We start from the raw sequence: 13,343 nt of genomic DNA on the forward strand, positions 1-13,343 counted from the left end.
TTTTGAATTTAAGAGTATCAATAGTTAAATTCTTGGTCTTATGATGAAGAGTGGGCCGTTGGACCCGCTCTTTTTTAATATCATAAAACTGATGAAACCAACTTGGATAAAATTTATGAATGAAGTTGAAAAAATAAGCAATCTTGACGAACCGCGCCTGTTTGAAGAAGATGGTATCGAAGCACAGGTTGCTGCTCTTGTCATACCACTACTTAAACCTTTAGGTTTTCGTTTGGTTCGCGTGAAACTTCTTGGTCAAAATGGTTTAACACTTCAAATTATGGTTGAACGTGCCGATGGTTCTATGACCATAGAAGATTGTGAAACGGTTAGTCGAACTGTTTCTCCCCTCCTTGATGTACAAAATGTTATTGAACGCAAATATCATTTAGAAATCTCATCCCCTGGAATTGATCGTCCATTGGTAAGAAAATCTGATTTTTTTCATTGGCAAGGGCATCTTGCAAAAATTGAAACCAAAATAACAATTGATGGGCGCCGAAAATTTCGCGGGACACTTACAAATATCACGCAAGATGGATTTATTTTAAACGCTGATAAAGCTGCTTATGGAGAAGCCATGTATACCCCTATTTCCTTTTGTGATATTATAAATGCGCATTTAGTGCTTACCGATGAGCTTATTCGCGATGCATTGAAACAAAATAAAGATTTAAGTCAACAATTCATTGCCAAAGAGAACGCTAACGACTCTATACAGACGCTCAATTTCAAAAAATAATATCACTGGGAAATACCCATCGTGTGGCACAAAGAAGGAGAAAATTGATGGCTACAAGCGCTAACAGGCTTGAGATTCTGCAAATTGCAGATGCTGTTGCACGTGAAAAGTCAATCGACCGTGAAATTGTCATTTCTGCGATGGCTGATGCTATTCAAAAAGCAGCACGTTCTCGTTATGGTCAAGAAACCAATATTCGTGCTGAAATCAATTCTAAAACAGGTGAAATTAAATTACAGCGCCTGCTTAAAATCGTTGATGTCGTTGAAGACTATACAACGGAAATTACTTTGTCTGATGCTCTCAAACGTCAAGCAGAAGCAAAAATTGGTGATTTTTTTGCTGATCTTTTACCTCCTATGGATTTTGGACGTATCGCAGCACAATCTGCTAAACAGGTTATTGTACAAAAAGTACGCGATGCAGAGCGTGATCAGCAATATGAAGAATTCAAAAATAAAGTTGGTGAAATTATTTCTGGTACAGTTAAGCGTGTGGAATATGGTAACGTCATCGTTGATCTAGGGCGCGGTGAAGCTATTGTGCGCCGTGATGAATTAATTCCTCGTGAATCATTCCGCTATGGAGATCGCATTCGTGCTTTTGTCAATGATGTACACCGTGAAACGCGTGGGCCGCAAATTTTCCTTTCACGCACCCATCCCCAATTTATGGTAAAACTTTTCACTATGGAAGTACCTGAAATTTATGATGGTATTATAGAAATCAAATCTGTTGCTCGTGATCCAGGCTCACGGGCTAAAATCGCCGTTGTTTCACGCGATGGTTCCATTGATCCTGTTGGAGCATGCGTTGGAATGCGAGGAAGTCGTGTACAAGCTGTTGTTGCTGAATTACAAGGCGAAAAAATTGATATTATTCCTTGGTCGCCTGATGCGGCAACATTTGTCGTTAATGCACTGCAACCTGCTGAAGTTTCTAAAATCATCCTTGATGAAGATGCTGAACGGATTGAAGTTATTGTGCCAGATGATCAACTTAGCCTTGCTATTGGACGACGTGGGCAAAATGTTCGCTTGGCTTCGCAACTAACAGGATGGAACATTGATATTTTAACGGAAAAAGAAGAATCTGAGAATCGTCAAAAAGAATTTACTGAACGGAGTAAATTGTTTATGGAGGCCTTAGAGGTTGACGAAATGATCGGACAGGTTATGGCATCAGAGGGTTTCTCTTCTATTGAAGAAATCGCCTATATTGATCTTGAAGAAATTGCTTCTATTGATGGTTTTGACCATGAAACTGCTAATGAAATCCAAAGTCGTGCCCGCGAATATCTTGATCGGCAAGAAAAAGAGCTCGACGAAAAACGTAAAAAACTCGGAGTTTCTGACGAATTGCGAACACTTCCTGGAATGACAAGTGCTATGTTGGTTGCTGTAGGTGAGGATGGTGTAAAAACGATAGAAGACTTTGCTGGCTATGCCGTTGATGATTTAGCTGGCTGGAGAGAACGTAAAGAAGGTCAAACACAGAATTTTTCTGGTATTTTAACCCCTTTTGACATTACACGCGCAGATGCAGAAGCTATGGTTTTAGCCGCACGTGTACAAGCAGGCTGGATAGACCAAGCTGATCTTGTTACAGAAAGTTCTGTAGAAGATGAAAATTCTGCAGAAAATGAAAAAACAGATGATTTGGATGTGGATACACTTTAAATGAATGAACGGACTTGCATTGTAACCAGAAAAAATGCTTCAGTACAAACACTGATCCGTTTTGTTATTGGTCCCAATAACCAAATTGTTCCTGATCTTAAAGCGAATTTACCAGGGCGTGGCGTTTGGATTTCTGCCCATCACGCTGTTATTGAGAAAGCAATCAAACAAAAAGCTTTTCATAGAAATTTTAAAACAGATGTTGAAGTTGCACCAAATCTTGTGCATGTTGTTGATACGCTTTTACTAAAAGCCGCTCTTTCAAGCCTTTCCATGGCGCGAAAAGCGGGAGCAATTGTTATGGGAGCAACAAAGGTTGACGCTGCTATCCGCTCTGGTAAAGTTATTCTTGTACTTCATGCTAAAGAAACAACAGAAGATGGGAAACGAAAAATTGCACAGGCCATCCATTCAATACAACAACAAACAAATCGGACTATAAAAACCATATCTTTATTTACAAGTGATGAAATGCGAGTGGCTTTTGGCTCTAATCCTGTAATGCACGCGGCCTTACTGGACACAAAAGCTGCTGGAGGATTTCTCAAAACGACATGTAAATTGATCAGCTATCGTGACGACAAGCATAGTAAGTCTAGTGAGATGACGGCACAAGCCGTGAAGGAAGTACAATGAGTGAAAATAACAACGACAAAACAACCGTCAAGAAGACACTAACTCTCAAGAGGTCTGTCTTGGAAACGAGTACGGTTAAACAAAATTTTAGTCATGGCCGTACGAAGGCTGTCGTTGTCGAAACCAAACGGCGTAAAATTACGCGACCTGATGAAAAATCTGAAACCCTACAGCCCATTACAAAGCCGCATGTGGCTTCTCAGCGCTCTAAACCACGTTTTGAGGAAAAAAAGCCTCAAGAATCTGTAGCCAAAAGCAATCTTTCATCGGCTGAAATGGAAGCAAGACTTCGCGCATTAGAAGAAGCACATATCCAAGAAAGAATAACGCGAGAACAAGCCGAAGAAGAAGCAAGGCGCGCTAAAGAGCGTGAAGAAATTTTACAGCAAGAAATTAAAGAAAAAGAAATACATCTCCAACAAGAAGAAGAAATATCGCCAGTACAGATTCCACCTGTTCCCCCTCTCATTGAACAGACAGATATTCCTATTGCGCCTAAACATACAACCGTGGTTGAAAAACGCAAAATAGATGACAATAAAGAGGAAGAACGGCATAGTCGACGTGCTAATCCTGCTAAGTCAGACATACGTATACCCAAAGTTGTCAAAGGAGCTGATGAGCGGAGACGCGGAAAGCTAACTCTGAATAGTGCACTGGATGAAGAAGGAAGCGCACGTGGGCGCTCAATGGCTGCAATGCGGCGTAGACAGGAAAAGTTTAAGCGTGCACAAAATCAAGAACCAAGAGAAAAAATTTCTCGCGAAGTTGTTCTTCCTGAAACGATTACCATTCAAGAGCTCGCACAACGTATGACTGAGCGTTCTGTTGATGTGATTAAATTCTTGATGAAACAAGGACAAATGATGAAACCGGGCGATGTTATTGATGCAGATGTTGCCGAACTCATCGCTGTTGAATTTGGCCATACTGTTAAACGTGTTTTAGAATCTGACGTAGAAGAAGGTATCTTTAATATAACAGATAATCCTCAAAACATGCAGCAACGCCCCCCTGTTGTAACCATTATGGGCCATGTTGACCACGGAAAAACTTCTCTTTTGGATGCTATTCGTAAAGCAAATGTTGTTTCTGGCGAAGCAGGAGGTATTACGCAGCATATTGGTGCCTATCAAGTAGAACAAAACGGTCAAAAAATTACCTTTATTGATACACCAGGGCATGCTGCATTTACGGCTATGCGTGCACGCGGAGCGCGTGTTACTGATATTGCTGTTCTCGTTGTAGCCGCTGATGATAGTGTTATGCCTCAAACGATTGAATCAATCAATCATGCGAAAGCTGCTGGTGTCCCTATCATTGTTGCTATCAACAAAATTGATAAACCAGCTGCGAATGCACAAAAAGTGCGTACAGAACTTCTACAACATGAAGTGTTTGTTGAAACTATGGGTGGAGAAACTTTGGACGTTGAAGTTTCTGCTAAAACTGGTCAAAATCTTGATAAACTTCTCGAAGCTATCCTTCTTCAGGCTGAAATGCTTGATCTAAAAGCAGATCCTCAACGAACTGCAGAGGGCGTTATCATTGAAGCCAAATTGGATCGCGGACGTGGGTCTGTTGCAACAGTTCTTGTTCAAAAAGGTACATTACACCCTTCTGATATTATCGTTGCCGGAAATGAATGGGGTCGTGTGCGTGCTTTGATTGACGACCATGGCCGCCATGTCAAAGAAGCTGTTCCCTCTACACCAATTGAAATTTTAGGCATGCAAGGAACACCACAAGCCGGAGACCGTTTTGCTGTTGTCACACATGAAGCAAAAGCACGTGAAATTTCTGAATATCGTCAACGATTAGCACGTGATAAAGCTGTTGCGCGGCAAACTGGTTCACGTGGTTCTCTTGAACAAATGATGACAAAATTGCAAACGACTGGTGTTAAGGAATTTTCTCTTATTATAAAAGGGGATGTGCAAGGATCAATTGAAGCAATCGCTTCAGCATTGGAAAAACTCGGAAATGACGAAGTTCGTGCGCGTATTGTACATTCTGGTGCTGGAGGAATTACCGAAAGTGATATTTCTCTTGCGGAAGCTTCTAACTCTGCTGTAATTGGCTTTAATGTTCGAGCCAATAAGCAAGCACGTGATTTTGCTAAAACACAAGGAATTGAAATTCGTTATTATAACATCATTTACGATCTTGTTGATGATATCAAGGCTGCTATGTCTGGATTACTCTCACCAGAACAGCGTGAAACATTCCTTGGTAATGCTGAAATTCTAGAAGTCTTTAACATTACAAAAATTGGAAAAGTTGCAGGCTGTCGCGTTACAGAAGGTAAAATAGAACGAGGAGCCGGTGTTCGCCTTATCCGCGATAATATCGTTATTCACGAAGGAAAGCTGAAAACACTCAAACGCTTTAAGGATGAAGTCAATGAAGTGCAAAGTGGTCAAGAATGTGGAATAGCCTTTGAAAATTATGAAGACATGCGTGCAGGAGACATCATTGAGACCTTCCGTATCGAACATATTAATCGCACATTATAAAATAATCCAATAACTTTACTCTGTTGTGAAATGAGAAAAGTTATTAGGTTTTATACGCAATATCTCTTTTTCCTTATCTAAATGGTCAAAAAAGAGATCTTGTAGCAAGGATAAAACTTTGATGAAAAATGCAGGGCCATCACAACGGCAACTTAGAGTAGCAGAGCAAGTACGTCATGCAATAGCGCATATATTACAGCGTGATATTTTGCTTGATGATATCTTAAAAGATATTGTTATTTCTGTCTCTGAAGTACGCATGTCACCAGATTTAAAAATTGCTACTTGCTTTGTATCACCTCTCAGCACTCTTAAAAATGCTTCTCATACCGATGTTGTTGATACCCTCAATAAACGTAGTCGTTTTCTCCGTGGAGAAATCAGTCATGCGTTGCGACAAATGAAATATATGCCAGAACTGCGTTTCCGACTTGATAATAGTTTTGATAATTTTTCAAAAATTGATGCCCTCCTTCGCTCGCCTGAGGTTGCACGCGATCTTCACCATAGTGATACAGATGAGGATTAAAGATATGGCGCGGCAACATAAGAAAAAAGGGCGTCCTGTTTCTGGCTGGGTCATATTTGATAAACCAAAAGGAATGAAATCAACAGAAGCTGTTTCACAAATCAAATGGCTCTTCCATGCTCAAAAGGCAGGACATGCGGGTACACTTGATCCTCTTGCTTCTGGTCTCCTTCCCATTGCATTGGGCGAAGCAACCAAAACCGTCCCTTACGTGATGCAAGGCAAAAAAACTTACCGTTTTCATATTGCTTGGGGGCAAGAGCGCTCAACAGATGATCTAGAAGGAGAAATAACCAAAACATCTCTCAAACGTCCAACTCGAGAAGAAATACTTGCTCTTCTTCCTCAATATACAGGTATTATTTTGCAAACACCTCCACAGTTTTCAGCAATCAAAATTGCCGGAAATCGTGCCTATGATTTAGCGCGTGAAGGGGAAGTTGTTGAAATTCCGCCCCGTGAAGTGGAAATAGAAACTTTCAAGTTATTAGAAATGCCTACCAAAGAGCATTCTGCCTTTGAAATAACCTGCGGAAAAGGAACTTATGTGCGCTCTTTAGCACGCGATATGGGACGTGATCTCGGTTGCTATGGGCATATTGCTGATTTAAGACGTATTGCCGTCGCACCTTTTGATGAAGAAGATCTCATTACATGGGAGGAACTAAAAGCAGCCATTCCGCCAAATAAAAACACTACAGAGGAAAATAATCGTTCTTTTGAAAAAAAATTCACAACACTTGATGGGCTCTTAATTGAAACGAGCGCTGCATTGGATTGCCTCTTTCATTATACCCTTAATGAAACCCAAGCACAAAGAGTTATGAAGGGGCATTCTATACCCTTGTGTCATCACAAAGTACCTCTTGATGAAGATGAAATTTGTGTCCTCTATAAGGAACAACTTCTTGCTATCGGCACCCTCGACAAAGGTCTATTTAAAGCAAAGCGGATTTTTACAATTTAATCGATTCTTTCCCCCTTTTGCGGAAAAATCATTTTTCTCTCTCAAATAAAGAAAATGTTTTGCTTTTCATTGTCTCCATTTTTCTTATTCACATCAAAAATTAAGTTAACGATACAAGCCAACACCATCATACACTTTGTCCCCCCTAATGTCACAACAGTCCTTGCATTTAAAAAGATTCATAAGCGGCATGTTATATCCCTTTTTCAATCTCTTTTTACTTACACATTAACCTCCGTTTGTAATGAATCAGCGAATGATTTGGATGGATTCAACCTAAACACATTTAAAATGAAATAATCCTAAGATATCTAGACTTTTACATTCAATATAAAAAACAGTTATTTATTCTTATAATCAATGTGTTGGAATCATATGCATTGCATCCAACCTTAAAAACTCAAGAATCTATATCATGTTAAATCACTCATTTGATCATTACAGTACACACCTACATAATCTCTTTTTGGCGAAAAGAATTGTTTCGAATAGAAAAACTCAAACCTTAGGATTTAAACACATTGTAAGGATAATCCCTTCCAACTATCTATCCAATAAAAATTGATCGTTGACCACCTAAAAATGACATCATTATGCTTACAATCGATTATTCTAATCATCACGAAAGCACGCAAAGGTTTTGTAAAAATATCTGTAAAGAATAAGAAATTGTCAAGCTAGGGACTAGCTTATCGTTGTTTTTTGTATCGAATAAAAAGCTGGTATATCTCTTCATTCCATGGTTGGTATATTTTTTATTTCATGACTTTATTTATCTGATAATACTATATTTCTTCTCTTGCTTATAAAGCAATATTCAACCCTAATACTGTAACATTTTTGAAAGAAAGATTAAAATGGTTGGTATTTTGTAAACAGTTTCAACCTTCTATTCCAGATATGAGTAAAGATATATCTGGTTGAGTAATATTTAAAAGGATAAAATAGCTTCATTTTGAAAAAATATGCAAGCAAAAACAAGCTATTTTTCATCTTACTATTATCCCTTTCATTCGACTCTAATTTTTAAATAATAGGGATTACGCTTTGTCTTACGTTTTTATTTTTCTCGCTCTTTTAATATGATTATTTCTCACTCAAAATAGGACGCCTAAAATAAAAATTGTTGTGCTGCTTATTCACATGCTTTTTTAAGAAACATTTCTCAATGCATTCGAACCTATTTCACAACAACGCTCGTAAAATATATAAAATTCATTGCGCATGGCCCCATCTTTACGCTTAATAAAAATATAAGCCGGTATCATCATTCTATTTTCTAATTTAAAGTGTCGTAATAAACCTTGGTACTCGAAATAGTTTATTAGAAATCCTCCTTTTTCTATCATACCCACTCTTACTTGTGACGTACAAGAAAATGGTTTTGATTGATGCAATATAAAGTGAGATAAACAGATTTGAAATGAGAAAAACTTAAATTTTTCAAGACTATTATTTACCATAAAAAATGATAATTAGTCATTTATTAAGTCAATATATTAACTATTGTAATACCCGTTTTTTTGTTGTTGCACTTATGCAAAAAAATTGATCAAAATAATATTAACATAATTTAATATTTTACAAAAAAACTGTTTTAACCCTAAGGGAGATGATCAGAGGAGACTTTTAAAAGCATCTCATTGGCTTGGGGTATTGTTTGGCGTTCAATCATGCGGTGCACTCTTATACCGTTAGGAGCACAATTTAAATGACGCAGACGCTTATTGACTTCGGCATCCGCTTTTGTGCGACGATGATTATGGCGTAAATAATCTACCCATGTTGGCATATGATAAGCCTCTGTCCAATATTCAGGTCTTTCCAGATCTCGTAAAAGGACCCATTGACGCGCACCATCGCGTAACCGAATATGGCGTCGACGCGTCATCACTTTAAGAAACTCTTCGAGATCATTTTCATGAATTTGATAATCAATCATTATCATGATCGGGCCACTTCTTGCTTTGAGGTCGAGTAATAATTCCGGCTCTCTAAAATGATCAAGAGGATTTAAATCTATCTGAGGAATTTCTTGAATTCTAAACTTTACCCCCGCAAGAGCACCTAAAATCAAGAATAGAGAACAAATGCTCAAAGCAATTGTTGGAGAATAACCATCAGCCAAAACTCCCCAGATTGCACTTCCAATAGCCATCCCCCCATAAGATGCCGTTTGATAAAGTGCTAAAGAACGAGCTACAACCCAGCGTGGTGTGGAGAGTTGTACAGATGTATTAAACAACGATAATGCCAAAACCCAACATAAACCTGCAGGAAATAAAGCAATATGGCTTATAATCAGTGAACGGCTTATTCCCAATAAAAAGCAAGAAAAGGCAAAACCAATAAATGCACTTGCAATAATTGTTTCTGAACGAAAATGATGCCGTACAAATTCATTAATAATACCTGCTGTCATGGCTCCTAACCCAAAACAACCCAGCAACGTACCATAAAGAAGGGCATTTCCTCCGAGAACTTTATGCGCAACAATTGGCAAAAGTGCTAAAATCGAAATTGCTCCTATACCAAAAAGGAACGCTCGAACCATAATACTTAAGAGATTAGGCGACATCGCAACATAACGCAAACCATCTGAGACAGCTCCTAACAGTCTTTCTCGTGGCAATGGGTTGTTTTTATAATTCGATTTCCAGAAAAATAACGCACCAATAAGAGGAATATAGCTTATAGCATTAAACAAAAAAGCAGCAGATGCACCCAAAGTTGCAATAATGGCACCACCAATCGCAGGGCCAACACTCCGCATCAAATTAAAGCCGACACTATTCAAACTAACAGCAGCAGGAATATTTTCCCTGCTCACAATATCTCCTATCGTTGCTTGCCAAGAAGGATTATAAAAAGCTGTACCACATCCAATCAAAAACGTAAAACATAACAAAAGCCAAGGTGTGAGAAATCCCAGATAGGCTAAAACAGCTAAACTCATGGATATGACCATCATCATAATTTGCGCGCACAACATAATTTGACGCCGATTAAAATTATCAGCTAAGGCCCCTGCCATCAAAGAAAACATAACAAGTGGTAACGTTGTCGCACTTTGAACAAGCCCAACCATGGAATGCGAAGAACTAATCAACGCCATTAACCACCCTGCTCCAACAGCCTGTATCAGCCCCCCTAAATTAGAAATAAGAGTAGATGACCATAAATTTCGAAATACCGAATTACGAAAAAGTTTTAATGTTGAAATGCTCTGCATCTTTTTCCTCCAAATCGGTATTTATCACTTTTGTTACCACATACACGCTCATAATCTTTGTATCAAAAGGATGCATAATTCTTTAAAAAACTTCTCATAAAACTCTATTTAAATCAATATTTCAAAACAAAAGCTTTTATTTAAAGAAAGACTTCAAAATGCTGTTAAGGACTAGTATTTTAACCTTCTTTCCTATATAAGAACGAAAATAGGTAAGAGTCTTCGACTTTTCCTGTTTTCTCACAGACCCTTGCTGAACGACATCTCGGCTATGGGTGACTTTATGTTTCTTCGTTTTTGGAAAGGATAATACGATGTCGATTACAGCTGAACGTAAACAAGCTCTTGTCGCAGAATACGCAAATAAAGTTGGTGATACAGGATCACCAGAAGTACAAATTGCTGTACTTTCTGAACGTATTTCTAATTTAACAAACCACTTTAAATCTCATAAAAAAGATAATCATTCTCGTCGTGGTCTTTTGAAGATGGTGTCTCAACGCCGGCGCCTTCTTGATTATCTTAAAGGAGTTGACCAAAATCGTTATCAGACACTTATAAAGAAGTTAGGTTTGCGTCGCTAAAAGAAAAATGGAAGTGGTATTTAAAAAACATCCATTTTTTCAACGTGTTGCTTTTAATTAAAAATTTTAAAAACTGATAAGTTATTATGGGATAGAACTGCTCATCGTTTCGCATTTAAGCAGTTTACTTCTTTTTTCTTGCAACAAAGATAAAAAGTATGTTGTCCATCCCAGATCTTGGAAGTATGCTACGCGAAACCAGAATGTGAGCAATCAAAGATTTAAACACTGGTCATTAAGGATAAAAAATGTTTAAAACGCACAAGATAGAAATTGAATGGGCCGGGCGTCCGCTCACCCTTGAAACAGGGAAAATAGCGCGTCAAGCTGATGGTGCAGTGATTGCCACCTATGGAGAAACGATTGTCTTAGCTACCGTTGTATCAGCCAAAATCCCAAAACCAGACCAGGACTTTTTTCCACTCACCGTTAATTATCAAGAAAAATCCTATGCTGTTGGTCGAATACCTGGGGGCTATTTAAAACGTGAAAGTCGACCAAGTGAAAATGAAACTTTGGTTTCACGTTTGATTGATCGCCCAATTCGTCCCCTTTTCGTTGAGGGATATAAAAATGATACACAAGTTATTGTTTCCGTTATACAGCATGATCTCGAAAACAATCCCGATATCCTTGCAATGATTGCATCTTCTGCCGCATTGACCCTGTCAGGTGTTCCTTTCATGGGGCCTATAGCCGGTGCCCGCGTTGGCTATTGTAATGGACAATATGTTCTTAATCCTCATATCGATGAAATGCCTGAATCAAAACTTGATCTTGTTGTTGCTGGAACAGAAAGTGCTGTTTTGATGGTTGAATCAGAAGCACAAGAATTACCGGAAGATATCATGTTGGGAGCTGTGATGTTTGGTCACAAAGGCCTTCAACCTGTCCTTGATGCCATCATCAAGCTTGCTGAAGTTGCTGCAAAAGATCCTCGTGATTTTGTTCCTGAAGATCTTTCTGAACTTGAAAAAGCGGTGCAGAAAATGGCAGAACAGGATATACGAAAGGCTTACACAATTACTGATAAGCAAGAACGTTATGCTGCAATTGATGCTCTAAAAACAGAAATTATCAGTAAATTTATGCCAGAAACAGAAGACGACTGTCAATTCAGTGCAGATCAAATTGCAACCGTCTTTAAACAATTGCAAGCAAAAATTGTTCGTGGAAACATTCTTGATACCCAAAAGCGTATTGATGGACGCAATCTTTCTACCGTGCGCCCTATCCAATCAGAAGTAAGTATTTTACCCCGTACACATGGATCCGCACTCTTTACCCGCGGAGAAACACAAGCTATTGTCGTTGCAACATTGGGAACTGGTGAAGATGAACAATATGTTGATTCTTTAACGGGTATGTATAAGGAAACATTCCTCCTCCATTATAATTTTCCACCATTTTCCGTGGGTGAAACAGGACGCCTTGGTTCTCCTGGTCGTCGTGAAATTGGACATGGCAAATTGGCATGGAGAGCAATTCATCCCATGTTGCCAAATAAAGAATCTTTTCCTTATACCATTCGTGCTGTCTCAGAAATTACTGAATCCAATGGATCTTCTTCTATGGCAACGGTTTGTGGAACGTCACTTGCTCTCATGGATGCTGGTGTTCCTCTAGCACGCCCTGTTGCTGGTATTGCTATGGGCTTGATTAAAGAAGGAGAACGCTTTGCTGTTCTTTCTGATATTTTAGGAGATGAAGATCATCTTGGAGATATGGATTTTAAAGTCGCAGGAACAGAAAATGGTATTACTGCCTTGCAAATGGATATCAAAATTGATGGTATTACCGAAGAGATTATGAAAATTGCGCTTGAACAAGCCAAAGGTGGCCGAATCCATATCCTTAATGAGATGGCGAAAGCTTTAACCAGTGCACGTGCTGAGCTGAGTGAATTTTCTCCGAGAATCGAAGTTATGAATATTTCTGTCGATAAAATCCGTGATGTTATCGGCTCTGGTGGTAAAGTTATTCGGGAAATCGTGGAACAAACAGGAGCAAAAATTAATATTGAAGATGATGGTACCATTAAAATTGCTTCTGCTGATGCTAAAACCATTGAAGCGGCAAAACGCTGGATCCATTCTATTGTTGATGAACCTGAAGTTGGTGCTATCTACCAAGGAACAGTTGTAAAAACTGCAGAATTTGGTGCATTTATAAACTTCTTTGGTTCTCGTGATGGACTCGTTCATATCTCTCAACTTGCATCGGAACGTGTCGCCAAAACAACCGATATTATTAAGGAAGGCGACAAAGTTTGGGTTAAGTTAATGGGCTTTGATGAGCGTGGAAAAGTTCGGTTATCAATGAAGGTCGTTGATCAAACAACCGGAAAGGAAATCACCGGTGATAAAGCGATGAATGAAGAAAAGTGCGTGGATGAAAAAAAACAACCTGAAAATAAGCGCCGCCGTAAGAAAAAAGAAGAGTAAGCCTTTCTTCTTAT

The 13,343-nt window shown here is 38.8% G+C and carries 9 protein-coding genes; 8 read left to right on the top strand and 1 reads right to left on the bottom strand.

Annotated features, from left to right (window positions below; all coding sequences use genetic code 11):
• The first annotated feature begins 115 nt into the window (after positions 1–115).
• The 6 genes from rimP to truB all read left to right on the top strand — a co-directional run bounded on the left by rimP (position 116) and on the right by truB (position 7,069).
• The gene (rimP, locus tag ACFINA_RS04595; RefSeq protein WP_375615155.1) at positions 116–742 is read left to right on the top strand and encodes a ribosome maturation factor RimP; all 627 of its coding nucleotides are present in this window, start codon (positions 116–118) and stop codon (positions 740–742) included.
• Positions 743–789: 47 nt separating this feature from the next.
• On the top strand, positions 790–2,421 hold the full coding sequence (gene nusA, locus ACFINA_RS04600; RefSeq protein WP_375615156.1) for a transcription termination factor NusA: 1,632 nt from the start codon (positions 790–792) through the stop codon (positions 2,419–2,421).
• Positions 2,422–3,057 (top strand): RNA-binding protein, encoded by a 636-nt coding sequence (locus tag ACFINA_RS04605; RefSeq protein ID WP_375606784.1) that lies wholly within the window; start codon positions 2,422–2,424, stop codon positions 3,055–3,057.
• Positions 3,054–5,573, top strand: a complete 2,520-nt coding sequence (gene infB, locus ACFINA_RS04610; protein WP_375606783.1) for a translation initiation factor IF-2 — start codon at positions 3,054–3,056, stop codon at positions 5,571–5,573. Before ACFINA_RS04605 ends, infB begins: the two co-directional genes overlap by 4 nt.
• Before the next feature lie 121 nt (positions 5,574–5,694).
• A complete protein-coding gene (gene rbfA / locus ACFINA_RS04615; protein WP_375606782.1) occupies positions 5,695–6,102 on the top strand; it encodes a 30S ribosome-binding factor RbfA in 408 nt (135 codons plus the stop codon).
• A gap of 4 nt (positions 6,103–6,106) precedes the next feature.
• Positions 6,107–7,069, top strand: a complete 963-nt coding sequence (truB, locus tag ACFINA_RS04620; RefSeq protein WP_375606823.1) for a tRNA pseudouridine(55) synthase TruB — start codon at positions 6,107–6,109, stop codon at positions 7,067–7,069.
• A 1,603-nt stretch (positions 7,070–8,672) separates the two neighbouring features.
• On the opposite strand, the gene ACFINA_RS04625 is transcribed toward truB, so the two are convergent.
• On the bottom strand, positions 8,673–10,301 hold the full coding sequence (locus tag ACFINA_RS04625; protein ID WP_375614574.1) for an MFS transporter: 1,629 nt from the start codon (positions 10,299–10,301) through the stop codon (positions 8,673–8,675).
• A gap of 314 nt (positions 10,302–10,615) precedes the next feature.
• Between ACFINA_RS04625 and rpsO the strand changes: the two genes are divergently transcribed.
• Positions 10,616–10,885, top strand: coding sequence for a 30S ribosomal protein S15 (rpsO, locus tag ACFINA_RS04630; RefSeq protein WP_005774142.1), 270 nt, complete (start codon positions 10,616–10,618; stop codon positions 10,883–10,885).
• A 248-nt stretch (positions 10,886–11,133) separates the two neighbouring features.
• Positions 11,134–13,329 (top strand): polyribonucleotide nucleotidyltransferase, encoded by a 2,196-nt coding sequence (pnp, locus tag ACFINA_RS04635; protein WP_375608024.1) that lies wholly within the window; start codon positions 11,134–11,136, stop codon positions 13,327–13,329.
• Positions 13,330–13,343: the final 14 nt, after the last annotated feature.

The organism is Bartonella sp. AC10YNML (genome assembly GCF_042196825.1).
Taxonomy (GTDB): Bacteria; Pseudomonadota; Alphaproteobacteria; order Rhizobiales; family Rhizobiaceae; genus Bartonella.

What these genes read in the sequence shown, in the direction of transcription:
- nusA (WP_375615156.1), top strand. Translation starts at nt 790, where the DNA reads ATGGCTACAAGCGCTAACAGGCTTGAGATTCTGCAAATTGCAGATGCT.
- pnp (WP_375608024.1), top strand. Translation starts at nt 11,134, where the DNA reads ATGTTTAAAACGCACAAGATAGAAATTGAATGGGCCGGGCGTCCGCTC.
- ACFINA_RS04625 (WP_375614574.1), bottom strand. Translation starts at nt 10,301, where the DNA reads ATGCAGAGCATTTCAACATTAAAACTTTTTCGTAATTCGGTATTTCGA.
- rbfA (WP_375606782.1), top strand. Translation starts at nt 5,695, where the DNA reads ATGAAAAATGCAGGGCCATCACAACGGCAACTTAGAGTAGCAGAGCAA.
- rimP (WP_375615155.1), top strand. Translation starts at nt 116, where the DNA reads ATGAATGAAGTTGAAAAAATAAGCAATCTTGACGAACCGCGCCTGTTT.
- ACFINA_RS04605 (WP_375606784.1), top strand. Translation starts at nt 2,422, where the DNA reads ATGAATGAACGGACTTGCATTGTAACCAGAAAAAATGCTTCAGTACAA.
- infB (WP_375606783.1), top strand. Translation starts at nt 3,054, where the DNA reads ATGAGTGAAAATAACAACGACAAAACAACCGTCAAGAAGACACTAACT.
- rpsO (WP_005774142.1), top strand. Translation starts at nt 10,616, where the DNA reads ATGTCGATTACAGCTGAACGTAAACAAGCTCTTGTCGCAGAATACGCA.
- truB (WP_375606823.1), top strand. Translation starts at nt 6,107, where the DNA reads ATGGCGCGGCAACATAAGAAAAAAGGGCGTCCTGTTTCTGGCTGGGTC.